Consider the following 25976-nt stretch of genomic DNA (forward strand, 5'->3'; position numbering starts at 1 on the left):
AGTGCTATTCATTGAAAATAGTACTCTAAATACTAGTGTTTATAAGCTTGATTTAACAGGCATATAATCGTGTAGAGTAAAGAAAAAATCTAGCCTAATCACTAGATTTTTTCATTGGCCTACTCATAATCATTATCTACAATGACATCTTGGCTTCGGTTATTTTTCATAAGGACTAATCCAATCATAAGGAAAGCAATCGCGAATAACAATTGTATTCCCATGCATTGTAAACCTTCTTTTATTACACCAGATGTTATATCAATCATGGAGGTCATACTATCGTTTAGTTTTACAAACCAAAATGTTGGTATGAATTTAGATATTTGGAAAACATTTTCTGGAATAAACATTTGTGGTAGGAATGCACCACCTAAGAAAGCACTCACTAAACCAACGATTGTTGTAATCATATCCAACTTATTGACTGCATTTTTCTTGTTAGAGACAATTGCTGTAGCCATATAGGCGAAACTTATGGAGACAATCGTAAATACAAAAGAGTTTAATATATACATTGCTCCAGAGGCACTAAACATATTTTCTTTACGGATAAATAGGATCACTGATGTGAATACTAACCATAAAATCAAACCAAAACATACATTGGATAATACAACTTTTAAATTCATTTTTGTAGAGTTCATAGGAGAAACAAGTGTTCTCTTTAACATTTCACTACGATAGATAGAATGCATAGCAGAAGATGCAGTCATTACAATAACGGAGAACAATACATAAGACATGAAGTTAAAATACATGGTTCTTAACATATCTGATTTTCTGTTTTCTTCTGACTTAACAAACTTCATTTGTGCTTTCTGTTTTAAATCCTTAGTAACGAATGAACTTGCTTGTTTATAGGATAAATTTTTATCTATACTGCGATAACTCTTCAAGGAAGATAAATATGCATTCAATTTCTGTTTTACGAGTACTCCATTTGCGTCATCTGGACGTTGTTGAAGTTGAATTACATTTTCTTTTCCAGCTTCAAATTCTTGTTCAAATCCTTTTGGGATTTCAATGATATTATCAATTTGAGCAAAGAATAAAGCCTCTTTTATATCTTCCATATCATCGCCTAAATCGTTGTAGTTAGATGTTTCTTTTAAGTGTGCTACAACGGCTTTACTAAGTTCACTATTATCATGATCTAGTATCGCTATATTTGTCTTTTTCTGTTCGTAGATTTGCTCGTTAGTACCATATAATGAATCCGAGAACATTCCAAAGATAGTGAAGATAGATAAGAAAATAACAATATATGTGAGAATGGTATTTTTATGTTCTAAAATAATTTTATAATATAACCTAGCCATATTACTTCACCCCCAATGTTTTGTATTGCTTCTTAGAAAGTTTAAAGAACGCAATCGTATAACAAATAAGACTAAATACTAATAAGGAAATCAAGTTAAAGAAGAATCGATCATTAAGTCCAAAATAATAGAGACCATATAGAGCGTCAGTTATCATGTTGACTGGGTTGATATAGTTTAAGAATGGAACGTAATGTTGAATGATCCATTTGAGTTGTACGATCATCATACCAGACAAGAAGGAACCTAGCATCGTGATAGAATTTAACATCCCAACCTTTGATTCTGGATTCTTAGCGTTTGTAACAGTACCAATAAAAGCACCCAAAGCACTACCTGCGACATCACCTGCTAGGAGGATCAAGAACATGTATGGCAGTAACTCGCCAAAGGATACATCGAACAAGATGTAAATATAGGCGAACTGCATGCACAGAATAATAAACACTGCGATAAGATTTAAACACAGAGAAGAGATTAAGTGCACTGCTTTATTTGTAGGAGCTAAAGATATACGAGCACCTTTTTGACTTTGGTCTGCTTGAATATCGATAATAGCTGTAATCGCCCACATACCTCCAAACATAGCACTCATTGCCAATGCGGTATAGAAGTAAACGTTTGTCACATCCGTGTTGGCGTCACTATTTACAGAAATATAATCACTTGTGTCTGTAAATAAGTTTTGAATTTGTTCAAGTGAAGCTCCAGAACTCATAAGATGGTTTATCATACTTGTTTTTTGAAGATACTCATCGAAGAATGTTTGCGTAATCGTTTGGTTGAAACCTGAAGTATTTACATGAATATCGTAAGATTCACCACAAATAACATAGGCACTTATAGATTCATCTTTTAATTGCTTTTCTGCTTCTTCTTTCGATAGTACACTGACTTTAAAGAGTGGAGTATCCTCGGATTTTGCTTCTTTTAGAACGGTTTGTAAAGCTGTATTGTTATCCCAAGATTCATTTTCGACGATGGCAACTGGAACGGTGTCAAAAGAAGTATATTGGAAGCTTTGTCTTAGTATCAATCCAAATAAAGTCATCAACACGATAGGAAATATGATGGACCAAAATACAAGGGTACGATTTCGCATCATAACTTTACATCGGTACAATAATATATGTTTCATATATGCTCCTCCTTAATCTCTTAGTTCTTTTCCAGTGATTTCAAGGAAGACGTCATTTAATGTAGGAAGTTGAGAGTAAACCTTTCCATATACGATATTCTCTTGGGTGAAGTAATTCATCAAATTCATCAAATTCTGTTTGCCACCAGTAAATTTGATTTGTAAGAATTTATGAGAGTATTCTACAGAAGAAACATTGGCAATTTCTTTGATTGCTTTTAGTCGAGCTTCGCTAAGTTCAATTTGTTCTACTTCCACTTTTTCTTTCAATGTGATACTTGTTTTTAATTCATCTTTTGTACCTGTCGCAATCGTTTTTCCTTTGTCCATAATGATGATACGAGAACAAATTTCTTCTACCTCCTCCATATAATGAGAAGTATAGACAATCGTTGCGCCACGTTTGTTCAATTGAAGTATTCCTTCAAGTATGGCATTTCTACTTTGTGGATCGACTGCTACGGTAGGTTCATCCATAAAGATTAACTTTGGTTGATGCGCAATTCCACAAGCAATGTTTAATCTGCGTAACAAACCACCACTTAATTTACCAGGTTTGAATTTACGGAATTCGCCTAGATTAACGAAATCGATTGCATCTTCCACTAGTTGTTTACGTTGCGCTTTATCTTTGACATAAAGTCCACAGAAATAATCGATGTTTTCATAAACATTCAATTCATAGAAAACTGCAATATTCTGAGGTACGACACCAATCATACGTTTGATATCATATGCATCTGGACTCATCACTTTATCAAAGATTTTAATCTCCCCTTTATCATAATTTAATAAAGAAAGCATGCAGTTTATGGCAGTTGTCTTACCAGAACCATTAGGTCCCAATAGTCCTAATATTTCTCCTTCTTCTACCTTTAATTGAAAATGGTCTAATGCGATTAATTCTTTGTATCTTTTTACTAAGTTATTAACATCTATAATCATAGAAAGTCCTCCCTTTTTACATCTTAAGTATAACTTGTTTAAAAGAGGAACATAAGTGTCAATAAGCACGAAGTAGTATGACATTTGTCACATTATTGTTTTGATTCCTATTTGTGTGCAATTCTTATTCATGGTAAAATCTAAGAAAGGAGCGTTTGCCTTATGATGATGTTTTTAAACCCAGTGCTTTTAACGTTCATTTCCATGTTGCTATCTTTTATTCAAGATGGAGAGATACCAATCGTACCATTGCTATGTACGATTATTTTCGCATCCTTGTCCTATGTGCTAACAAAGAAAAAATATGTATATATAATAACGATTGCTTATTTAGTGATTTGTACACTTTATCAGGAATTAGCATTTTATTTGCCTGCTATAGTGTACATGACAATAATATCTAGAAAGTTTACCATCAAGTATGTCGTGTATTTTCTTCCTTTATTTTTTCATGCATCTCATTGGGAAATGTACATAAGTTTATTTTGTTATGTTGAATTGTGTTTTGCGATGGCCTTGAAATTTCAATATATGAAGAATATGTATGTGCATACCTTGTATCAAAAGCAGCGTGATACAACCAAAGAATTAGCAATGATTTTATCTCAAAAAAATCAAAACCTACTTATTCAACAGGAACAAGAAATACGAATTGCGACGTTAGATGAACGAAACCGTATTGCCAGGGAAATACATGATAATGTGGGTCATTTATTAAGTAGTTCACTTCTACAAATAGGAGCTATTCAAACCTTGGAACATGAGGATGATCAAAAAGAAAGAATCAACAGTTTAAGAGAAACGCTATCTTCTGCTATGGATAGTGTAAGAAATAGCGTACACAATTTACACGCAGAATCTTTGGATTTAGAATTAATGATACAAAAGATTATAGGAGACTTTACATTCTGTGAAATACATCTAGAATATGATATCGTACATCCTTTCAAACAAGTGGTGATCTATCATATTCTAGCCATTTTGAAAGAAAGCTTGAACAATATAATGAAGCATTCCAATGCGGATAAAGTACAGATAGTTGTACGTGAACAACCTACTTTTTATCAGATTATTGTACATGATAATGGGGTTGTAAAAGGTATCAAAAATAGTGGTATCGGTTTACAAAATATACGTGATCGTATTGATAATTTACAGGGCTATTTTAATGTCACAACGACACAAGGTTTCAAAGTATTTATTACATTACCGAAGGAGGAAAGTATATGCGAGTGTTAATTATAGATGATGATAAATTGGTATGCAGTTCCTTAAAAACCATCATAGAGGCAAAGGGTGTAGAGGTGGTTGCGGTTGGATATAATGGGGAAGAAGCTATTACTTTATATGAACAACATCGACCAGATGTATTGATGATGGATATACGTATGGAAGTGATGAATGGGGTAGATGCAAGTGAAAAAATACTCCAAAAACATACAGATGCGAAAATCTTATTCTTAACGACATTCAATGATGATGAATATATTATTCGAGCATTAAAGATGGGTGTTAAAGGATATATCCTAAAACAGAACTTTGATTCTATTTTACCAGCTTTAGAAGCCGTTCATATGGGACAAAATGTATTCAACACTGAGATCATTGCGAAGATACCAGATATGTTGCATACAAAAGGGAATGCATCTTTAGAAATTGATTTGAATGATAGAGAGAAACAATTTATTAGCTTAGTCGCAAATGGGTTGAATAATAAAGAAATTGCACAGACCCTTTTCTTAAGTGAAGGAACCGTTCGTAATTTTTTAAGTACACTGTTGGATAAATTAGAATTAAGAGATCGAACACAATTAGCGATTTTCTATTATCAACAAATAGAAGGAAGATAAACATGGATGTAACAAATAATAAAATTTTATATGCCGATATGATCAATTCTATGCAATTAGGCGCAACCGTAGTATATGAAGATGAACATGCTTTGTTATTGCATGATGTATATTCATCAATTTATTATGCGGCTGCCAATACAAAAGAAAGTGCAAAAAAAATGATTCAAATGATACCAGACACGTTTGATATTCTCGTTACACATGATACGATTTGTAATGAAGTATTAAAGGAAGATAGAAATATAGAATTTGAAAATGTATGTTATCATTGTGCCTACTTATCACAGAAGCCTTTAGAAATATCACTTGAAAAAGGATACGAAATAAAACCATTAAATTTAGAGCATATGCAAGAAGTAATTGATTTATATGGAAAAGAAATGCCAACATTAGCTAATGAAGAATATATTTCATTGAATATTAAAAGTGGTATGTTGGGTATGTTTTATGGAGATGATGTATGTGGGTTTGTAGGTGTTCATGAAGGTGGCTATGGTTCCATTGGTATGTTAGAAATAAAACCACAATACAAACGTCTTGGTTTAGCAACGATGCTGGAAAGAGCAATGATCAATTTACAATTAGAAAGAGGTCGTATACCTTATGGAGAAATCTTTCAAGAAAATGCAATCTCTTTAAAGCTACAACATAAGGTGAGAATGCAAGTAGGTAAGGATTTAACCTATTGGTTTTATATGTGAAAACTTCATAAAACATTCACACAAGCACCATATAAAACATGTATAATAAAATTGAGGTGATTATATGAGTAAACTGTTAGTTGTCGATGATGAAGAAAATATCCGTAGCATTATCCGTAAATATGGGGAATTCGAAGGACATGAAATTGCAGAAGCCAAAGATGGTATGGATGCGGTAGAAAAGTGTCGCTTACAATCTTATGATTTGATTATCATGGATATTATGATGCCCAATTTGGATGGTTTTTCTGCGGTAAAAGAAATTCATAAAAATTGTGGAACTCCAGTTATCATGTTATCCGCAAGAGGAGAAGAGTATGATCGTATCCATGGCTTTGAAATTGGCGTGGATGATTATGTTGTAAAACCTTTTTCACCTAAAGAGTTAATGATGCGTGTATCTGCTATCTTAAAACGATATCAAGGTGCTACAAACGATAAAGCAAAAGAAGTATATGAATACAAAGGGTTAAAGATTGACTTTACAGCACGTAAAGTATATATCGATGAAGAAGAGATTGAAATGTCTCCAAAAGAATATGTATTATTATTCTACTTCGTAAAAAATGAAGGAATTGCGTTAACAAGGGAACAACTAATTCATGATGTATGGGGATATGATTTTTATGGAGACGATCGAACATTAGATACGCACATAAAATTACTTAGAAAGAGCTTGCGCGATTATAGTGAAATGATTATAACATTGCGTGGTTTAGGATATAGATTTGAAGCCAAAAATTAAAAAAACGGTGAGTGTAAAATGGAAAATCTTTGGTTCCATGCTTATTTTCACTTGCATTATCATTGTTGTTCTATGGTTGTTTCAAGTCATCTTTCTAGAAAAGTTTTATGTGTCCATTAAATCTAGTGCAGTAAAAAAAGCTGCCGATGAAATCAATGAAGTTATTAATGCAGTGGATTATCAAGAACAAATCAATGATATTTCTAAACAAGATGAGTTCTGTGTCATTGTTTATGCAGATGATGGAAAAGCATTAACATCAGGAGAAGGGGATCCTAGATGTAGAATTAGTGAAGTAAGTTACCAAAGCAACAAACAAACCATTGAAGAGTTAAAATTAGAGGCTTCCATAAAAGGGTGTGCAAGTAAATTGATAGAAGAAAGCACACTGAAGGATCGCTTGCCTTTAGATGATATACAAAATGATATTTTGAACATTGGAAAAGATTCCAAGTTCAAGGCGATTGAAGATACACAACGTAAAAAAAGCACACAGAGTATGACCTATATCAGTGTGGTGAAAAACAATGCGAATCAATTGTTAACGATTTTAATCACTGCACAACTGACACCCGTAAATGCTACTGTAGATACGATCAAGACACAGTTTGTTATGATTGCGATTATATTGATTGTGATAGCCATCGTACTGGCTTTATTCTTATCTAAAAAAATAGCATCTCCAATTATTAGTATGAATAAGAGCGCAAAGGTTTTAGCGACTGGTGATTACAACGTTCGCTTTGCAGGTAAAGGGTATTTAGAAATCCAAGAATTAAACGATACGTTAAATTATGCTGCAGGAGAGCTTGGAAAAGTAGAAAGCCTACGAAGAGATCTTATTGCGAACATGAGCCATGACTTACGTACACCACTTACTATGATTAGTGGATACAGTGAAGTAATGCGTGATATTCCAGGAGAAAACACACCTGAAAATGTGCAGATAATTATCGATGAAACAAAGCGTTTAACAACCCTTGTAAATGATATGTTAGATCTAAGTAAGCTACAAGCTGGGGTACAAAAATTAAGCAAAGAAGAAATCAATTTAACAGAAGAAATCCAAGACATTATTCATCGTTATGATAAATTGGTAAGTGATCAAAATTGCCATATCCGCTTTGATTATACACATCATGTGCGAATAGAGGCAGATATTGTGAAGCTGAACCAAGTCATTTATAACTTGATAAACAATGCGATCAACTATTGTGGAGAAGATCGTCTTGTGATTGTGAAACAAAGTATAAATCACGATAAAGTAAACATCGAAGTGATTGATCATGGAGTTGGAATTGAAAAAGAACAATTATCTCATATTTGGGAACGTTACTATAAAGTTGATAAAACACACGTACGTTCTAAAGTGGGAAGTGGCTTAGGTTTAAGTATTGTAAAAACGATCCTAGAACTTCATGGTGCACATTATGGTGTGAAGAGCGAAGTTGGAAAAGGTTCTACCTTCTGGTTTGAAATGCCATACACCGCAATAGAAAATTTGTAAGCCACCTATATGGTGGCTTCAGACTGTCGACAGGCAGGAGTATTCCAAACTCAATGTTTTGGATATACTCCTATTTTTTTCATTAACAATCTGAATATATAAACAAGAAATAGCTTTTACGCTGCTTACATTATCATGTGGGTAGTCACAGACAAAAGACGCACACCTTTTTTGGATATGCGTCTTTCTTATTCTTTACCAATATAAATTTTTAAAACTAAGACACACGATTCTTTACCCACCCCTTTATAAACAAAATGATGTGCCTTTTGACCCTATGAAAGTTTAAAGAGGCTCCTATTTTATCACTCAAGAAATCTAGCCGTTTTCTCTTTCTTGTAAATGTTTAACGAACTTATCTAGCATTGCCCTAATTATGTTGTTTATTTTTATTTTATCATGTAATTTCTCTGCTAATGGCGGGCTAAGTCTATAATAAATTTTAACAAATAATCGACCTAAGGAGTGTTTCTGCAATATGTTATCTCTAAATCTTCTTAACACTATTACAGGATGCGCATCATAATCGCCATATACTGCTGTGGCAATATAGCAGCCTTCTTTTTGTGGAGGGTTTTGTTGTTTATCCGAAGTTCTCTGATGAATGTTTAGCATGTCTCTAAAATTTTCCTTATCATTCTCTTCAATAAACTGGCTCTGTCTTAGAAACTGAATCGCTTTATTATATGCATCATTGCATTGCTCTTCAGGGTTTCCAAGGGCTTCCATGGCTACATACATGTTGATATATACAAGTACTGTTAAACCTTCGTAATTTTCCTTACATCGGGCTAATTTTGCTTCACTTGACGGTTCATCATGTAATCTTTCACTAATGCTTAGGTACTTCTTTAAATACTGTTCTGCTTTTTGTCCATCAGTAAGAACGCTCTCTAAATTTTCTTCTAACTGTAAACAACAACATTGGCGTATATAGTAACCCATCGCAACACTGTTGAACTCATATATATCACTTTTTTCAATCGCTTCATCCCAAAGTTTTATTACTTTATTGATAATTGAATAAGCTTTAGTATAATCATTCATACTAACATACACTTGAGCGACTCTTTGTGTATAAAATGCTCTTATAGATAACATTGATAAATAATCATCTTCTTCACTTTGATTAACTTTATCGAGCTCCAAAATCGCTTCAAACAAAAAGTTCAAACCTTCATCAAACTGACCTGAATCAAATTTTTCATTTGCTCTTGTCTCGTATGTTTCTGCTTCATAAATGTGCTCGTTTATGAAGAGTAAGCTATTCTCTTTTCTACATTTTGGACATACATTTCTTTCCAGATCATCATATATATAATTAGAATCTTCTAAATGGTCAAGATAGTTTTTATCTAGCTTTTCTCCACAATTTTTGCATATAAACTTTCTTTGTTTTTCATATTTAGGAACTTCACTCTCAATTCGTGGATTTGTTGGGGAAAACCAATCTAACACAATTCCTTGCTCCTTAGTATACTTTTCAATTTCTTCCTCTATCTTATAGAGTTTTTCTAATTCTTTCTCACACATAAGCTTTATATTACTTTCTTCAACACTTGCACAATTAGAAAAATCATAAAACGATTTAATACTTGTTGTTCTTTTGTTGAATAACGATATTAGATTCTTGTCAGTAAGATCACAATAAACTTCAGGATACATTTCGTTTTGTTCATATTCATAGCACTTACCTTCAAAGTAAATTTTATATTTCGACATAGTGTACTCCTTATAGATTTATTTATTATATTTTTGTTCTAACACTAATGCTTTTTCCTTATACAATTCATATGCACTCTTTTCTTTACCTGCAATTATCAAATCATTACAAGGAGCAATCATGTCATCATATACTTTGTCCCAAATCACCTTGCTGTTAGGTAACAAATTAATATTACTTACAATGCTTGGTGCAATTTGATAGTATTTTCTAATATCTTCATTGTGATTTTCGCTCATATAACCATCTCTAAAAGCACGCAAGTTCATCATTATTTCGCAGTTATCCGCCATATTTCTATTTGTTACACACGCTGTAGTAATATAACAAGAAGATGATGATGTATCTTCATCTTTATAAATTGGACAATCATTATAATGATATCCCCAACAATACTTGTGTACGATATCATCGTTTACATTCTTTTTTGCTTTGATGCAATAATAACCTCTATCGTATTTATAGAATGCGCATTCATCTGACATATTTCATTCCTCCTATATAATTGATTGCATAAGTGCATAGATCTTATCATAATATTCATTTTCTTGATTTTGTTTTTTCTTTGATCCTCCAATAGACATAATTCCACCAACAGCGCTAGAAACGATACTATTCAAAGCAGTTCCTCTTTGAAAATCAGAAGAATTGGAACTAAAGACTCCAGATGTTCCCGATACCACATTATTTTTTGCTCGTTCCCTTTTTTCTAATTTTTTTAAATTTTTACTTTCTCCATATCCCCAAAACAAAACTCCTTTTTTTGATTCATTATACATGATTGCAAACTTAAAATAACGGTTCGCAAATTCGCGATTTGTTAGTGTAATACAATCATATGTTTTTACGTTTATTAAACCATCTTTAATTTGGTCTAACTCAGCATCTACTGGTAAATCACATTGTTTGATTACTTCGTTAATTTTCTCTAATAATACAACTGGCGATTTATCCTCCTCATTTTCAATCAACTTTGAATCTAGTGTACTCCACATATTTTTTAATTTTAACATTGCTATTTCCTCCTATAATTATTAAATATTTCGCTTTCATTCTACCGATATTTTTTCGAATCTTAAGCCAAAAATGAATTTTTGTTTTAAAATGATTGAATTAGTTAAACAGCTAATATACTTCTGTATAATATGAGATCAATATCCATGATAAATCTGTAAATTTATCATAACCTGCTATTAAATCTGGATTAAAGAACATCTTTCCTTTAAAAATCAATATAGGATTTGAACTGCTATTTTCATAGGCTGCATAACAAAGCATTCCATTATCGAAATCATGGGAATAAATTACAGTCTCTTCCGGGTCTTTATTTTTTATCATAAATCCATTAGTATCGTAGTAATAGCTATGAGACAAGGTTTCATGACCATCTATAACTTGCATAATCCTTTTAATTCTGTTTTGTTCGTAATAATGATTTTCGATCAATGTATTACCTGCAAACAAAGAAACGACCTTCAGAACTCCATCTTCATAGTTGTATTTGTAAACATAATCATAATCGTAAGTTAATCCACTACCGTTAAGAGGATCCACAGGAGAAACTTGTTGCACTAAAATATCATTTTCATAATAATATTTAGATGTTTCGTAATCTTCAATATGATCATATGTAGATATCACATAATCTTTATCATTTGTATAATCCCATGTTAATTCCTGAACCAATTCACTATTTCTAATTATTTCACTTTTCATTATTTTTTGGTCATCATAGGTTTCATAATAATAATCATCTTCACTATTATCATACACAATCTGCCCATTTAAATCAGAGATATAGTAGTAAACTTTTTTGTGTGTATTATCAACATCTTCAGTTTTCTTTATCAAAACATGATCTTCATCCAATGCTTTAATTTCTTTATCTCCATCTTTGGTTGACTTTGGGTAGTCTATTTTTTCATCATCAACATCAAAATTACATAAGAATTCAGCTTTTGCAGCATTTTCTTTATCTTCATCATTATATAAGGTGTTTTCGATTGTTTTAGAGCATACATTTTCTCTATATTCTTTGTTATATTTTGTTTCTACTCCTTTATATTTATCTTTAGATAATAGAGAATAGCCAATATAAACAGAAGAAATAAGGAATGCCGCTATAATATAAAGAATGAATACGTGCTTGTTTCTATTTTTTTGTTTTTTATATTTTTCTAAATATGATTTATACTGCTCTTTTAATGCTTCGATATCTAACTGTGATACAATCATATCTTTCGTAATCAGAGGTGTAATACATTGATGGCAATAATCATTTATAGTATCTTCAAATGATTTTTTGATATCAAAAACAACTTTATTTTCTCGAATAAATTCACTGATTCTATTTTCAATGAATTTATTCTGCGAATGTATCAATTGATCAACATCAATTGCAGCCTCTGTATCAGATGTATCGATGCCATATTTTTCTGCAAGTGCTGTTTTATATGTCTCGATAATTTCAAATACACTCGCCTCTGCATGAACTTGGATACGGCTGTTTATTTGAGACAATACTAGTTGCTGAATATCAATTTTTAGTATATTCTGTATATCGGCCTTTTTTTTCACACAAATTGGACATATCAAATCATCCTTATCATTACAATATCCGCAAGTACACAACCAATAGGAGTCATTAATTGATGGGAATAAAATAATATCTACATCATTTGTAAAATAATACTCTTTTAAAGCAGATAGTTCTTTCTGTTTACTATTAATCTCAATATAATCTATAATATTCCTAGATACATTGATTTTTTTACCATCGATTACATATCCAGTTATACGAGCATCTTTTCCTTCTTCAATCAAGTCCAGTTCTTTTATAAAACCTAATACGCTTGGATTATTATATTCAGAGACAATACTAAACAAATCCTGTTCCACTTCTTTACCATTAATGTTTAAATATAACCTCATTAAATTGTTTGATTCATTCATTTTTCGATTAAAGAATAAAATTTTTAAATAGCGTTTACTTACACCATTTTCTTTTGTGATAATATTTTCTATCGAATAAATCCAATATTGAGAATCAATATGATTATTATATCTACCTTTATTCAACTGATTATATAACTCTATAAGCAAAATATCCATATTATAACCCTTTCATCAATTTAGATATTAAGTGGGTCATGCTCATCAGTTACATTTGATTTATTATGTAAATTAGATGATATAAACGCACTTTTCATGTCCTTAATTACACTCGTGTTTTTTCGATATTCCATATTCTCACTCTCTCTTAAGTTAAGAGCTATAGCTTTAGCGATATAGCTTACTGTTATACCACAAGCAGTAAGAATGATAACAATAAAGATAAAAAACGCTACAACACTTTTTAAGGTTGAGGATACCTCATCGATATTAAATTCATTAACTGCACTACATGCATTTAATCCCATTAACAAGACAATTGCACCTGCAATACTGGATGCCCAAAATGTTAACGTGCTAAATAACTCTAACCTACTAATCAATTTTTCTTTTTCACTCATAAATTTCTCTCTCCCTTGTATAGCGAAGTAAGTTCACACTTCAAGCTTAAACTACCGAAATACTACATGAATTATTTACATTTAAATAACCACAACATTTAATTGCCCACACTGGCTTTACCTAAATAAATGTTTCTGAGTCTTTACTTTCATCTATAAATTATCTTTTGATGGAAATATATAGATTTCGATGCTATCTTAACTTTCTAACTATTCCTAATCAAATGCTTTTTGAATTTCTTATTTTATGTCAACTTACAGATTATACGATTCTTTACTATCATATTTTGCATATTGAATTTCAATAGAACCACGTACTAGCATTAATAATATAAAGAGTATGGCTGATAAAACAAAAAATTCTCTTTATACTTTTATCCCTCTTTTCCGCGCATTTGTTTAATCTAATTATACAATTTGAAATTTCATAAATAACCTTTTCAACACGTTTGACAAACTTATTGACATAACTAGCAAAAAAAAGCGTTCGAATCATCAAATTGTGTCTTGTAAACTGGACAGTATAAAAAAAGGAAAAAGCAAAAAGGACTGTAACGAATAAGAAACAGCCCTTTTTTTCCTGCCACTAGGATAATTCAATTTTCAATGACTTTGAATAACTTTTTCACAATCTGTTCTTACAAAGAGTATACATTATTAAATATCACCATGACCTCTTTTTCTAATATTCATTTTTACATCTTTACCAAATCGTAGAATAGCTAAGAAAACTACATAAATTTCAAGTCTTCCAATAAACATTCCAGTTGTTCCTACCCATAGTACTGGACTAGGGGCATCAAAACTCATAATACCAGTAGATAATCCAACGGTACTTAAAGCAGAAGAGAAATCAAACATACTATCTTGTAAGCTATATCCATAACAGCACAGAATAAAACTTCCTAACGCAAAGATACAAAGATAGAGAAAGGTATACACTCCTACATGAGAAATTTCCTGTTCACTTAAAGGTTCCTTTTGATTTACTTTATAAATTTTATGCGAGTGTACAACATTGCTGGAATACAACATACTTCTTATTTTCCAATAGACAGACTTACACATAACAAAGATACGATATTGTTTGATACCTCCAGCCGTAGAACCAATGCCTCCACCAATCAATTGTAGAACAATCAAGATTAATAAGATTGAACTAGGCAATACACGGAAGGAAGGAATGGTTTGGAAACCAGTCGTTGTAAGTGCAGATACTACCTGAAACAGTGAATGACGGAAGGCATCAGGAAGTGCTGTTTGTAAAGTTCCCATCATCAACAACGCAATCAAAGGCGTTGCGATACCAATTAAAATAAAAGATAAACGAATCTCACAGTAACGGAAGAAATTCTTAAACTTTCCTCGTATTAAGAATAAATGAGCAAGGAAGTTTATGTTCCCAAGAATCATTAATACGATCGTTATAGCTTCGATCCAAACACTATCATAATACGCAATACTTTGGGAATGACTTGAGAATCCACCGGTAGATAAAGCACCTATGGAATGAATGATCGCATCAAATAGATTCATTCCAAATAACATATACAAAATGATACCACCTACGGTATATGAAAAATAAATAGTTAGAATAATTCGTGCAGATTTTACTAAGTTTGGAAGTAATCGATCACTATGACCTTCTGCACTATACAAACGCATTCCATAAGAATCTGATAACACGGATAACATCACAAGCACAAGTCCTACCCCACCAAAGAACAAAATCAAACTTCGATGCATGAGGAATAAGTGTGAAGTATGATCAACATCCACTACCGATAAACCCGTAGTACTCCACCCTGAAGTAGTTTCAAAGATAGCCTGTGTTAGATTATAGGAACCACTTAGATAAAAAGGTAATGCAGTTATAAAGATGGCTAACATCCAACATAAGACTACAATAATCGCATCTTGATTACGTTGTAGTTTTCCTTTCTTCTTTCCTTTGATATTAAAAAAAAGAAGGTATCCTAATAGAATAGCACCAATTCCTGGTGCTAGAAAAAACTGTATTTCTTTTATATCTTGGGGATAAAAGAAAAGAGTGAATAAGGGCAATAAAACAATCCCTCCAATAAGCATCATCAATACCCCAATGTATCCAATAATTAAACGATAACCTACAACTTCTTCCTTTGTATCTATGGAAATCATATTCTTCACTTCCTTAACTAAACAAGTCAAATACTTCATCTTGTTGATTGCTACGAGAGAGTACCATGACTTTATCAAATGCCTCTAAAAGGGTATCCCCATTAGGGACAATCATTTCTACATTACGTAAAACACAACATATAATACATTGTTGAGGTAATGTAATATCTTTTAACTTTTTACCAACAAGCTTACAAGTATCCGTTAATAAGAGTTCGTTAAGTACGATATCTTCATGTGCTAGAGATAGCGAATTCACTAGGTTCTTAACAGTACTTGCTTGTTCTATAATTTTAGATATGGTATACGTTGCACTTATGGCAGTATTTACGCCAAGTTTTTTAAAAATCATCACATTCTTTGGATTGGATACTGTCGCAACAACCTTTTTAACATGAAAGATTCTTTTTGCCATTTGGCAAATTGCTAAATTGTCAGGATCTGTAGGTCGTAATGCGATCAAAATATCCGCATCATAAATTTCTGCTTCTTCTAGTACATATTCCTTACAAGGATTTCCCACGACGACCGGAATGTTATGTTTTTTAGATAAATAATCACAGTACTCACTTTCATCATTGATTACAGTTACATGATGTTTCTTTTCAAGTAAAGACGCGATTAAAAAATCTGCTTTGTTTCTTCCACCAGCAACTACAATATTCATAGGACAAGTTCCTTCGATAATGGAATATGACTAATATTCTCAAATTCTCTTAAAGATAGACGAGCAGGGTAAATTGCTTTTATGCTTGTATCTTTAAGGATCTTTTCTTTTGCAGGATCATTTAGACGAATGTATACTTGTTCAATACCATAAATAATATTCGCAATTTGTGCAATCATGCAATTGGTATTGTCATAACCAGTCGTAACTAATACGACATTACAATCCGCAATACCACAAGATTCTAATGTATCTAAATCTGTCGCATCCCCAACTATCTCAAATCCTCCGAAGGTATCACTAAGACGTTGAAAAGCTCTTTCTTCTTTATCGATAATGATGACATCAAATCCAGAGCTACTTAAAGACGAAGCCAAACTAGCACCAAATCTACCACAGCCAACCACTAATATTTTCTGATTTTGTTTAAAGTTTTTTATAAACATAAAAAAACACCTCGTTTTCTACACCTTTATACTAACAAATGCAATATAAAGATTGTGTAAGCATAGAGTGTTCCATGTAAAGAAAGTGTTAATATTACATAAATATAGTCCCTTTTCCTGTAAAGATTACTTCAGATACCCGATTTCATATAAAGAAACTATAAAAAAGATGTAAAGAAAAGAGCTATCACATAAGTGATAAGCCCTTAGTTTTCCATGAATTCTTTTAACGCAGCGTATTGTTCTTGTGCATCTTGATAGCCTTGATCATAGAGCGCTTTTAGTTTATCTACATTCTTTTCTAGTCTAGATATTTCTACTGGTGCACTCGGACGAATAACAAATACAGAACCTTCTTTTTCCATTAAAGACAATTCGTTCAATGTTCGATTGTATTCTACATGACGTTTTTCAAGCTTTGCAATAAATTTTGGATACTTACGATATACTTTACGTATGATAGGCAGTAAGTTGTTTTTCCCTTTACGATATTCTTTGCACTGCGTAAGCACTACAATATTTTTATCGTATCCCATTTCCTGAAAACGTTTGATTGGAATACTATCGCATGCGCCTCCATCCAATAATTTCTTGCCATCTACTTCTACTACTTTAGATAATAGTGGTAAAGATGCAGAGGCACGAACATAAATAACATCATGTACCATATTGATACATTGTATATATTCGGCTTTTCCTGTTTCAATATTACTACAAACAGCGTACAGCTTAATCTCTCCCTTATTGAATGTTTCATAATCATAAATATCTAATTTATTGGGAATGTCATCATAGACAAATTTTGCCCCAAACAAATCTCCTGTTGTGATTAAGGAACGCATACTCATATAGCGTTTATCTTTTATATAATCCGTATTGGTACGGAAAGCTCTACCTCTTTGTTTTGATGCATAACTACATGCATGGCATGCGCCAGCACTCACTCCAATGACTCCATCCGTATAGATGTTATGATCTATAAAGAAGTCTAAAACACCTGCTGTATAAATACCGCGCATTCCTCCGCCTTCTAGAACAAGACCTAATTTACCCATGTCATTCACTTCCTTTTTAACTTGTTTATTATAGCATAAAATTCATTTATTAAGAAACACAAAAGAATATGCAAAGATTAAGAAAAAAAGGTATATATATGTTTGTCAAACCATTTGGAAAGTGTTAGAATGGTCTTATAAACATAAGAAAGGGGTCATAATTATGAAACTTATATTGGCAATTATGTCAAATGATGATAGTCCTGCTGTATCAAGCGCATTGACTAAAGAGAACTATCAGGTAACACGTTTAGCAACAACAGGAGGATTCTTGCGTGCAGGAAATACAACTCTTATTGTTGGTACTGATGATGATAAAATAGAAAGAGCTATCGAGGTTATTGGAGAATATAGCAGAAGACGTACAGAAGTTGTACCTAGCACTGCATCTTATGATATTGGTAGATATGCATCTTTCCCTGTTGAAGTACAGGTGGGTGGCGCAACAATCTTCGTGATTGATGTAGAAAAATTTATTAAACTATAATGAAGAAAAGGCGATCCGATTGGACCGCCTTTTAATTTAGAATGTGAGAGTAGATGAAATTCGCAATTCCATCATGATCATTATCATCTGTGATATAATCCGCAACACTTTTTGTTTTTTCACTTCCATTTGCCATTACGACACCCACACCAGAATGTAATGTCATATCATAATCATTGTCCGCATCCCCAAACGAACAAACTTCATCCAATGTAATGTTATGTGTTTGTAGTAGCTCTTTCATACCACTTGATTTGGAAATGCGAGGATCCATATATTCAAACAATACACTTGCGGTAATTAAGGCAGAAGCCTTGAAATGCTCGTTGTGAAAGGTCTTACTACGTTCTACAACTTGATCCATATAGGATTCTTTACATACAATCATTACTTTTAATTGAGGTTTTTTTAACATTTCATCATAATCAACAACGAAGTAAGGCTCTTTATCGCCTTCCGACAACATACGAATAAGTTCATCATCTTTAGGTGCGTACAACACGCCCTCTAAAGGAATGGCAAAGTTCACATCCATATCCTCATAATGCTTCATAATCATTTTGATAAGTTCTCCATCTAGTGGATACGTTTCCTTTTTGGTGTTTGTTTTTGTATCATAAAGCTCTGAACCACCACTACCAACAATGACATCCACACAGCCTTCAATACCCCAATCTTTTAATCTTTTTTTAATACCCAACACATCACGACCACTACATAATCCAAATAGGATACCTTGGTTACGTACATCTTTGATAGCTTGTATTGTTTTCTTTGATACGACTTGTTCAGTGGTTAATAAGGTACCATCGACATCGCACATAATTGCTTTTATTTTTTTCATTTTTAAATTCCTATTCTTCCTCTTTGTTGTATATATGATACTGATTTTTACCTGAATTCTTTGCGATATAAAGTGCTTTATCCGCATTCACAAAGAGTTCTTGATACGTTGTACCATGTTGTGGATAAAGAGCGATACCAACACTACAAGTAATGTTACTAATGGAATCTCCATTTAAAGCGATGGAGGATATTGCTTCATGAAGTTGTTCAGTTCTGACTTTAACCACATCTTCATATAACATTTCCACATTCTCTACTAAGGCAACGAATTCATCTCCTCCGATTCTAGAGAGGATATCACTATTTCTAAATGATTGTTTAATCGCTATACCGAGCTCTTGTAAGACATGATCTCCAACCGCATGACCCATTGTATCATTTACATTTTTAAAGTCGTCGATATCAATTACAAACAATACATGGTGATGATTTGGATTACGATCGATTGCTTCTTGAATTTCTTGTTCACCTGTCATTTTATTCAAAATCTTAGTAAGGCCATCCATTTTACTACGTTCTTCAAGAATCAATGTATTTGCTTTTTGTGCATCAATATCTTCAATAGAACCATATACTCGCATGATATACCCAGCGCTATCTTTGATAGCACGCGCTGTAATTTTACACCAAATATATTCACCCGTAGCTTTCTTCAATTTACATTCTATGAATCCTTGTTCTTGTTCTCCTTTGATAAAGGCATTAAGCAAAGGCATATAGGTATCGCTACATTGTTCACAATAATGTGCTGTAATAGATAAGAAATTACGATATTCTAATTCATATCCAAACTTCTTAGTCCATAAATCAGAGAAAGTAATTGTATCTCGTAGTACATCCCACTCAAACACAACAAATTCTGTTTGTTCAATGATCATTTTATAACGCTGTTGCGAAATTAGTAATTTCTGTTGTACGTTTTTCATCTCAGTAATATCAACTAAGTTAATATTAAACCAAAGTATTCCATGAGAATCTCTCACTATATGTCGGCGATCCATTACCCAAATTATGTTTCCATTTTTATGAACGATTCGATAACTATAAGAGAAGGCACAATCATAATCATTATGATGTACATCAAGTTTTAATTTCTCTTGTAATTCTTTGATATCTTCAGGATGAATAATAAGCGCTAAATCATTGTCAAATGTTTGTTCAAACTCTGTTTTAGAATATCCAGATAAGTTCGCAAATTCATCATTCAAGAATTTAATATTCTTACGATTATGATATTCATACATAATAAGACAACCAGGAGTATTATCAATAATCGCATCTAATTGTTGATTGATAACTTGAACTTCTTTTGTTGCCTTTCTTTCATAATAGGCAATCAAAAATAGCGCAACAATTAAAAGAATAATCAATTTCACTGTAAATAATAAGGTGTTGTTATAGGTTTTATCTACTTGAGAACTAATAATACGATGAGGAAATATGGAAACAATCATCCAATCACTATCTTCAATTTCGCAGTAATAGGCTAATTGTTTATTTCCTTCAAACGAATAATGAATGATACCACTTTTTTTGTTCGCAAAATCTTCTTCGATTTTCTTCAGAGATGATTTATCTTCTAATACAGAACTCATAAGACCACTGAAGAAATTATCGCTAGCAACATCTTTTGTCTTAGATATAATGGTTCCATCCTTCTCAACAAGAATTGCGTTTTGGCCTTCATCACTCATGGACATTTGTAAGAAGTTTGTGAACATATTTGTATCAATAGTACTTCCAATGATACCTATTACCTTATCATTTTTCCAAATAGGTACAGACATAACAACGAAATCATTATTTTTAGAGTTGGAAAAGGTTTTATTGGATACATATATTTTTCCAGACATCACTTCTTTAAAAAAGGCACGATCACTTGTATTCTCTGTTTCTCCATTGATGGCATGTGTTGTAATTCCATCCGTCGTTGTAATAGAAAGGTTTAAATAATTATCCGCAACGCTTTGTTCGTATAGAACATCCATCATAACAGGATCTTCTATATCATCAAAAGCACTGGCTTGAAGAGCCAAAGAAGTTAAAATCAACTCTGTATCTTTTAATTTGTTACGTAGGGTTAAGGAGAGATTATTGTTTACTTTCTCTGCCATATTATGAATATAGTCGCTAGTGTGCATATCGTTTTTAAAGGCATAGTCAAAAAAGCTTAATCCTGCAAGTGAGAACAGGACAAGCAATATACAAACAATTTTCGTATTTTTATTTTTTGATAAAGGTAATTTCATATGCTCTCCTTGCTATAAAGCATGATTCTTCTAATATCTATTATATCATTATTTTGTAGGAATTGAAATTTTGTTTAAAATATCAAAGGTTTTTCAGATAAAATACACGTAAAGAAAAGATCACATTCGTGATCCTTTTAGAGTGCACTTTTCCCATTGATGATAACATCTTTGATTTGTAAGTTGTGATCTAATATAACAAGATTGACTTTCTTTCCCAACCCAATTTCTGTTGTATAAGACTTTAGGATTTTTGCGGCATTGGTGGAACATAATCGAATGCAGTCCATCAAATCATATTGTGCTTCTTTATACAAAAACTGAAAGATATTTAAAAGATCGCAACAACTACCAATCAATAAATCATCTATGTAGATAGCATGATTTTTATAAGTGAAGCCATCTGTTGGTTTGATATCACTCTCATCCTCATATCCAGAGTAAATCGTTCCATCACTCACCGCAACGACGCGTTCACTTCCAAGTAATTGAAGTACCCATTTCAACATTTCTTTCTGCATATGTACACGGTCCATAATGATCTCACAAGTACAATTTGACGCAAAGATTGCGTCCATCATGGTGGCTTGATGATGATCTATTCTAGGCATTGTATTTCCTAAGTGTGTAATTTGTGTAGCTCCTGACTCAAAAGCTTCTTTGGTTTGTTCAAAAGTAGCATTAGTGTGTCCTAAGGAAACATGTACACCATATAGATTCAAGAGTTGTATTGCCTCACTCGCGTGTTTTAATTCAGGAGCAATTGTCATAATTTTTATACAGTCATGATACTTTGATAAAAAGTCTTCGAGTTCACCTAAATGGATCTCACATAGTTTATCCAAGTTTTGTGCACCACAACACTCTGGATTTAAATAAGGACCTTCTAAATGAAACCCTTCAAACTGGGCTCCTCTATAATCCCCCTGAAATACACTAGAATACACTTTTATAATTTCTTCATACTCCGCTAGAGAACGCGCAGATATTGTAGCACAAAATGAAGTAATTCCACGTTTTGGATAGGCTAGCGACAATGCTTTTAAATTTTCTGGAGTCGCATTATCACATGCAAAAGAGCGAAATCCATGGGTATGAATATCCACAAACCCTGGAATGGCAATATCGCTCGACATATGAGGAGATTTGTAATCAATTCTTTCCACATACCCGTCTTCTAAATAAAGGTCACCAAACACCATCGTACCTTCTTGTATAAATTTGATATTCTCAATTATTTTTTTCATGGAGACACCCTCTTCTTCTATTATTGTATTTCATGTAATAGCCTTTTACAAGCGTATTTCAAAACTTTTTAAGCCGTCTTTAAAATATCTTAAGAAATTTTGAAACTTATTCTTTAGATGTTTCGTTTACTATATGAGAGAAGGAGATGAGGATATGATAGAGACAATGACAATAATATTACTTATCGGATTCATAATTATATCTATACGTTGTGTAAATTATATACAACGATCCATGAACATTAAAGAAATTATATTGGAGGATACTTGTCACAGGAAAAGTAAGGTATAATGAAGTAAAGAAAATGAGGGATGATTATGCACAAGATTTTAATCGTAGAAGATGAGGCAGTGATTGCGGACGCTATAGAGATATATTTACGTAATCAGGGATATATAACATACAAGGCGAGCAATGGAGCACTTGCATTAGAAGTACTAAAGGAAGAATCCATAGATTTAGCGATTGTGGATGTTATGATGCCAGTTATGGATGGGATTTCTTTAACTATGAAAATTCGTGAATCATATGATTTTCCAATCATCATTTTATCTGCGAAATCAGAAGATATTGATAAAATAACTGGATTAAATATCGGAGCGGATGATTATGTATGTAAACCATTTGTGCCAATGGAATTATTGGCAAGAGTACATGCACAACTTAGAAGATATGAGCGCTATCTTTCAAAGAAAGAATGCAAAGAAGAAAAAGATGTTTTGCTATTGGGTGGAATTGAACTTCACAAAGATCAAAAAGTTGTATTTGTGGATGGTGATGAAAAGAAACTTACACCGATTGAATTCAAAATATTAGAAATGTTCATGGAATATCCTGGAAGAGTTTTTTCAAGTGAAGAAATATATGAAAATGTTTGGAAAGAGAGTGCTATAAATACCGAAACGGTTATGGTACATATTCGAAACTTAAGAGAGAAGATAGAAATCGATGCAAAACGTCCTACTTATATAAAAGTGGTATGGGGAGTTGGTTATAAAATTGAAAAACAATAAAAGGAGGTACTTATGAAAAAGCATAGGATAAGCAAACAGACTAGATTCTTGTTTGTGTTAATATTTGTTGCATCTTTAATCATGGTTGGGTTTGGACCTAGTTTATATAGAATGGCATCAAATGATGCTAACGAAATATTTAAATCCGTAGAAGAAATTGAAATAAATCAATCATACATGCATTCTACAGAAACCATGGAGAAAGTATTGAAAGCAAGTGTTCCACTATACCTTACGTATTTAGAAGGCATAACTCCAAAGGAGAGTATTCCAAAAATCACTTCTGACTTGTTATTGTGGGATGCGGAAAAGCTAGATGAACAAACAAGGACTAACTTTCAAACAGCCATAGCTGAAGGGGCAAAAGAAACGCAACAACAGCTACCACATCTACAATACTATATAAGAGGGCATTCAGATGATACAAAGAAATATACAAATGATGAATTACTAGAAGGGTATTTTGATGGAAATCTTGTACAGCTATATGATTCATATTGGTATGTAGCCTTTACTATAGACAAATATGGTAATCTGAATATAGTTATGAGCAATACAATGTATGATTCATTAACCTTAAATACTACCTTTCAAAGGGTTGCTGCAGATTATACAGCGGACATACCAAACATATCTATGAAGAACATAAAAGATGTAGATTTTGTATTTGCGCTTTCACCAGGTGCATTGAAAAGTATTGATATTGGGGAAACAACTACTTATACAAGTTATGATAATAGTAATCAGTACTTCGAGCATTATCAAGCTTCTAATGTAATAGGTTGTTATTTCATTATCTTAGGGTTCTTCCTCTTGGTAATACTCTTGTTGCCATTTGAAGCCATGAAAAAATCAAAATTGATTGAATGGGCGATTACAAAGAAAGGAGCTTGTTTAGTTCTAATAGGTCTTGTGGTTGTTCATGCTGTCTTATTTACTGAAGCGGCAAGAATATCAACATTAATTGCTTTTTATGGTAGTTTCATAAATATGCTAGTAGGGTTATTTGGATTTATGATCATTTATCTATTCCCTGCATTAGCTATCTTTATATGTAAAAAAATATATTTTAAAAGCACGAAAAAATTAGCAAAAGATACTAGTGATGTTTATCATTTGTTAAGTAATGTAGATGAAAGTGCACAGAGATTTAAGCGCTATATTAGCACGGTAAGTTTTTCATCCTTAATGAAAAAGAAACTTGTAATTATATCTGCTTTAAATGCACTAGCAGTATTGTTTATTATGTTCATATTTGTTTCTTCAAACACGCTTAAAACACTGATTCTATTATTGATACTGTATGCTGGAGTAATTTATGTTTTACTATATAAATATTTTAAAACGATGAAAAAAGATCATGATGTATTATCGGATGTTATATGTAGATTGTCAAAAGGAGATTTTCATCAGAATGTAGAAGAAGATATGGGAATGTTCAATACTTTAAAAGAAAGCATTCTAGTGATTCAAACAGACTTCCAAAATGCAGTTGAACAAGAAGTACATTCACAGAAAATGAAGACGGAACTTATAACGAATGTTTCCCATGATTTAAAAACACCACTAACATCGATGATTAGTTATATCGATTTATTGAAAGATCCATCATTGGATCAGAAAACACGAGCAAAATATGTTGGTATTTTGGAAGATAGCTCTGCACGTTTGAAGCACTTGATTGAAAATCTATTTGAAATTAGCAAGGCTAATAGCGGTAGCGTCGCATTAGAATATATGGATGTAGATGTTTTATCCCTACTTCAACAAGTGGAGACAGAGTGTGATGTATCATTAAAACAAAGACATTTACAATTACGTAATCAGTTTCCAAAAGATAAAGTAATTCTATCTTTGGATTCTCAAAAGGCATATCGTATCTTTGAAAATCTCATCAGCAATGTTTCAAAATATGCATTAGAGAAAACAAGAGTATACGTAAATGTTGAAGACTTTGGATCAATGGTAGAAGTATCTATAAAAAATGTATCAAAGAGTGAGCTGAACTTCGACCCTGAAGAAATCATGGAACGATTTACCAGAGGAGATAAATCCCGTAACACAGAAGGTAGTGGATTGGGCTTAGCAATCGCAAAAAGCTTTACAGAACTCCTTGGTGGAAATATGAAAATCCAAATTGACGGAGATTTGTTTAAAGTTACCATTCGCTTTTATCGTAGCGTTGAAGAAGAATCATAAAAACAAGGTCGTGAGGACTTTGTTTTTTTCTATATACTTGTCAACCGTTTTTGAAAATGTCTCAAAAATAGTTAAACATTAGTACAGTCATTGCGATGCTTCATCGTTAGTAAATAATTTTGAAACGAAGCATGTTTCCATGGATGACTCATCGGTGGAA

23 protein-coding genes are annotated in these 25976 nt (G+C 32.4%); 8 read left to right on the plus strand and 15 right to left on the minus strand.

All coding sequences use genetic code 11. The features are described 5' to 3' along the window. Positions 1-119: 119 nt before the first annotated feature. The 3 genes from ACWG42_RS11075 to ACWG42_RS11085 are packed head-to-tail and all read right to left on the minus strand — an operon-like array spanning position 120 to position 3405. Entirely contained in the window at positions 120-1322 is a 1203-nt protein-coding gene (locus ACWG42_RS11075; protein WP_455792358.1) for an ABC transporter permease, read from the minus strand. Position 1323: 1 nt separating this feature from the next. Beyond that, positions 1324-2460: an ABC transporter permease gene (locus ACWG42_RS11080; protein ID WP_455792360.1), complete on the minus strand. Its 1137-nt coding sequence runs from the start codon at positions 2458-2460 to the stop codon at positions 1324-1326. A 12-nt stretch (positions 2461-2472) separates the two neighbouring features. Next, positions 2473-3405 carry an ATP-binding cassette domain-containing protein gene (locus tag ACWG42_RS11085; protein WP_455792362.1) on the minus strand — a complete coding sequence of 311 codons (933 nt, stop codon included), beginning with the start codon at positions 3403-3405 and terminating at the stop codon, positions 2473-2475. 162 nt (positions 3406-3567) lie between these two features. Between ACWG42_RS11085 and ACWG42_RS11090 the strand changes: the two genes are divergently transcribed. The 5 genes from ACWG42_RS11090 to ACWG42_RS11110 all read left to right on the plus strand — a co-directional run bounded on the left by ACWG42_RS11090 (position 3568) and on the right by ACWG42_RS11110 (position 8211). Next, the gene (locus tag ACWG42_RS11090; RefSeq protein ID WP_455792364.1) at positions 3568-4644 is read left to right on the plus strand and encodes a sensor histidine kinase; all 1077 of its coding nucleotides are present in this window, start codon (positions 3568-3570) and stop codon (positions 4642-4644) included. Next, positions 4632-5255, plus strand: coding sequence for a response regulator transcription factor (locus tag ACWG42_RS11095; protein WP_455792366.1), 624 nt, complete (start codon positions 4632-4634; stop codon positions 5253-5255). The genes ACWG42_RS11090 and ACWG42_RS11095 overlap by 13 nt, the downstream gene beginning before the upstream one ends. A gap of 2 nt (positions 5256-5257) precedes the next feature. Next, positions 5258-5959, plus strand: coding sequence for a GNAT family N-acetyltransferase (locus ACWG42_RS11100; protein ID WP_455792368.1), 702 nt, complete (start codon positions 5258-5260; stop codon positions 5957-5959). A gap of 64 nt (positions 5960-6023) precedes the next feature. Further along, on the plus strand, positions 6024-6704 hold the full coding sequence (locus ACWG42_RS11105) for a response regulator transcription factor (RefSeq protein ID WP_455792369.1): 681 nt from the start codon (positions 6024-6026) through the stop codon (positions 6702-6704). Beyond that, the gene (locus tag ACWG42_RS11110) at positions 6688-8211 is read left to right on the plus strand and encodes a HAMP domain-containing sensor histidine kinase (RefSeq protein ID WP_455792371.1); all 1524 of its coding nucleotides are present in this window, start codon (positions 6688-6690) and stop codon (positions 8209-8211) included. The genes ACWG42_RS11105 and ACWG42_RS11110 overlap by 17 nt, the downstream gene beginning before the upstream one ends. A 318-nt stretch (positions 8212-8529) precedes the next feature. Here the strand turns inward: ACWG42_RS11110 and ACWG42_RS11115 are convergent, their stop codons facing one another. From ACWG42_RS11115 to ACWG42_RS11155, 9 genes are all read right to left on the minus strand, one after another. After that, entirely contained in the window at positions 8530-9933 is a 1404-nt protein-coding gene (locus ACWG42_RS11115) for a CFI-box-CTERM domain-containing protein (protein WP_455792373.1), read from the minus strand. 18 nt (positions 9934-9951) lie between these two features. Continuing rightward, on the minus strand, positions 9952-10419 hold the full coding sequence (locus ACWG42_RS11120; protein ID WP_455792375.1) for a hypothetical protein: 468 nt from the start codon (positions 10417-10419) through the stop codon (positions 9952-9954). Positions 10420-10431: 12 nt separating this feature from the next. Further along, positions 10432-10947, minus strand: coding sequence for a hypothetical protein (locus ACWG42_RS11125; protein WP_455792377.1), 516 nt, complete (start codon positions 10945-10947; stop codon positions 10432-10434). A gap of 112 nt (positions 10948-11059) precedes the next feature. Next, the gene (locus ACWG42_RS11130) at positions 11060-13036 is read right to left on the minus strand and encodes a hypothetical protein (RefSeq protein ID WP_455792378.1); all 1977 of its coding nucleotides are present in this window, start codon (positions 13034-13036) and stop codon (positions 11060-11062) included. 29 nt (positions 13037-13065) lie between these two features. Then, complete coding sequence (locus ACWG42_RS11135; RefSeq protein WP_455792380.1) at positions 13066-13446, minus strand: hypothetical protein; 381 nt, start codon at positions 13444-13446, stop codon at positions 13066-13068. Between the two features lie 657 nt (positions 13447-14103). After that, positions 14104-15606, minus strand: coding sequence for a TrkH family potassium uptake protein (locus ACWG42_RS11140; protein ID WP_455792381.1), 1503 nt, complete (start codon positions 15604-15606; stop codon positions 14104-14106). A 13-nt stretch (positions 15607-15619) separates the two neighbouring features. Beyond that, positions 15620-16273: a potassium channel family protein gene (locus ACWG42_RS11145; protein WP_455792383.1), complete on the minus strand. Its 654-nt coding sequence runs from the start codon at positions 16271-16273 to the stop codon at positions 15620-15622. Then, a complete protein-coding gene (locus ACWG42_RS11150; RefSeq protein ID WP_455792384.1) occupies positions 16270-16719 on the minus strand; it encodes an NAD-binding protein in 450 nt (149 codons plus the stop codon). Before ACWG42_RS11150 ends, ACWG42_RS11145 begins: the two co-directional genes overlap by 4 nt. A 206-nt stretch (positions 16720-16925) precedes the next feature. After that, positions 16926-17774 carry a patatin-like phospholipase family protein gene (locus ACWG42_RS11155; RefSeq protein ID WP_455792385.1) on the minus strand — a complete coding sequence of 283 codons (849 nt, stop codon included), beginning with the start codon at positions 17772-17774 and terminating at the stop codon, positions 16926-16928. A 163-nt stretch (positions 17775-17937) separates the two neighbouring features. Here ACWG42_RS11155 and ACWG42_RS11160 point away from each other — a divergent pair, with 163 nt between their 5' ends. Further along, positions 17938-18261, plus strand: a complete 324-nt coding sequence (locus tag ACWG42_RS11160; protein WP_002606956.1) for a cyclic-di-AMP receptor — start codon at positions 17938-17940, stop codon at positions 18259-18261. Between the two features lie 31 nt (positions 18262-18292). On the opposite strand, the gene ACWG42_RS11165 is transcribed toward ACWG42_RS11160, so the two are convergent. The 3 genes from ACWG42_RS11165 to ACWG42_RS11175 form a co-directional block, all read right to left on the minus strand. Further along, the gene (locus ACWG42_RS11165) at positions 18293-19105 is read right to left on the minus strand and encodes a Cof-type HAD-IIB family hydrolase (protein WP_455792386.1); all 813 of its coding nucleotides are present in this window, start codon (positions 19103-19105) and stop codon (positions 18293-18295) included. Positions 19106-19115: 10 nt separating this feature from the next. Continuing rightward, positions 19116-21356, minus strand: coding sequence for a sensor domain-containing diguanylate cyclase (locus tag ACWG42_RS11170; RefSeq protein WP_455792388.1), 2241 nt, complete (start codon positions 21354-21356; stop codon positions 19116-19118). Positions 21357-21493: 137 nt separating this feature from the next. After that, on the minus strand, positions 21494-22603 hold the full coding sequence (locus ACWG42_RS11175) for an N-acetylglucosamine-6-phosphate deacetylase (RefSeq protein WP_455792389.1): 1110 nt from the start codon (positions 22601-22603) through the stop codon (positions 21494-21496). A 318-nt stretch (positions 22604-22921) separates the two neighbouring features. On the opposite strand from ACWG42_RS11175, the gene ACWG42_RS11180 reads away from it, so the two are divergent. Both ACWG42_RS11180 and ACWG42_RS11185 read left to right on the plus strand, forming a co-directional pair. Next, the gene (locus ACWG42_RS11180) at positions 22922-23617 is read left to right on the plus strand and encodes a response regulator transcription factor (RefSeq protein WP_455792390.1); all 696 of its coding nucleotides are present in this window, start codon (positions 22922-22924) and stop codon (positions 23615-23617) included. 12 nt (positions 23618-23629) lie between these two features. After that, on the plus strand, positions 23630-25816 hold the full coding sequence (locus ACWG42_RS11185; RefSeq protein ID WP_455792391.1) for a sensor histidine kinase: 2187 nt from the start codon (positions 23630-23632) through the stop codon (positions 25814-25816). Positions 25817-25976: the final 160 nt, after the last annotated feature.

The organism is Amedibacillus sp. YH-ame10, assembly GCF_053848885.1.

Coding starts and splice junctions, on each gene's coding strand:
- ACWG42_RS11180 (WP_455792390.1), top strand. CDS start 22,922: ATGCACAAGATTTTAATCGTAGAAGATGAGGCAGTGATTGCGGACGCT.
- ACWG42_RS11185 (WP_455792391.1), top strand. CDS start 23,630: ATGAAAAAGCATAGGATAAGCAAACAGACTAGATTCTTGTTTGTGTTA.
- ACWG42_RS11075 (WP_455792358.1), bottom strand. CDS start 1,322: ATGGCTAGGTTATATTATAAAATTATTTTAGAACATAAAAATACCATT.
- ACWG42_RS11175 (WP_455792389.1), bottom strand. CDS start 22,603: ATGAAAAAAATAATTGAGAATATCAAATTTATACAAGAAGGTACGATG.
- ACWG42_RS11085 (WP_455792362.1), bottom strand. CDS start 3,405: ATGATTATAGATGTTAATAACTTAGTAAAAAGATACAAAGAATTAATC.
- ACWG42_RS11170 (WP_455792388.1), bottom strand. CDS start 21,356: ATGAAATTACCTTTATCAAAAAATAAAAATACGAAAATTGTTTGTATA.
- ACWG42_RS11080 (WP_455792360.1), bottom strand. CDS start 2,460: ATGAAACATATATTATTGTACCGATGTAAAGTTATGATGCGAAATCGT.
- ACWG42_RS11100 (WP_455792368.1), top strand. CDS start 5,258: ATGGATGTAACAAATAATAAAATTTTATATGCCGATATGATCAATTCT.
- ACWG42_RS11160 (WP_002606956.1), top strand. CDS start 17,938: ATGAAACTTATATTGGCAATTATGTCAAATGATGATAGTCCTGCTGTA.
- ACWG42_RS11150 (WP_455792384.1), bottom strand. CDS start 16,719: ATGTTTATAAAAAACTTTAAACAAAATCAGAAAATATTAGTGGTTGGC.
- ACWG42_RS11090 (WP_455792364.1), top strand. CDS start 3,568: ATGATGATGTTTTTAAACCCAGTGCTTTTAACGTTCATTTCCATGTTG.
- ACWG42_RS11155 (WP_455792385.1), bottom strand. CDS start 17,774: ATGGGTAAATTAGGTCTTGTTCTAGAAGGCGGAGGAATGCGCGGTATT.
- ACWG42_RS11115 (WP_455792373.1), bottom strand. CDS start 9,933: ATGTCGAAATATAAAATTTACTTTGAAGGTAAGTGCTATGAATATGAA.
- ACWG42_RS11120 (WP_455792375.1), bottom strand. CDS start 10,419: ATGTCAGATGAATGCGCATTCTATAAATACGATAGAGGTTATTATTGC.
- ACWG42_RS11140 (WP_455792381.1), bottom strand. CDS start 15,606: ATGATTTCCATAGATACAAAGGAAGAAGTTGTAGGTTATCGTTTAATT.
- ACWG42_RS11135 (WP_455792380.1), bottom strand. CDS start 13,446: ATGAGTGAAAAAGAAAAATTGATTAGTAGGTTAGAGTTATTTAGCACG.
- ACWG42_RS11165 (WP_455792386.1), bottom strand. CDS start 19,105: ATGAAAAAAATAAAAGCAATTATGTGCGATGTCGATGGTACCTTATTA.
- ACWG42_RS11145 (WP_455792383.1), bottom strand. CDS start 16,273: ATGAATATTGTAGTTGCTGGTGGAAGAAACAAAGCAGATTTTTTAATC.
- ACWG42_RS11125 (WP_455792377.1), bottom strand. CDS start 10,947: ATGTTAAAATTAAAAAATATGTGGAGTACACTAGATTCAAAGTTGATT.
- ACWG42_RS11105 (WP_455792369.1), top strand. CDS start 6,024: ATGAGTAAACTGTTAGTTGTCGATGATGAAGAAAATATCCGTAGCATT.
- ACWG42_RS11095 (WP_455792366.1), top strand. CDS start 4,632: ATGCGAGTGTTAATTATAGATGATGATAAATTGGTATGCAGTTCCTTA.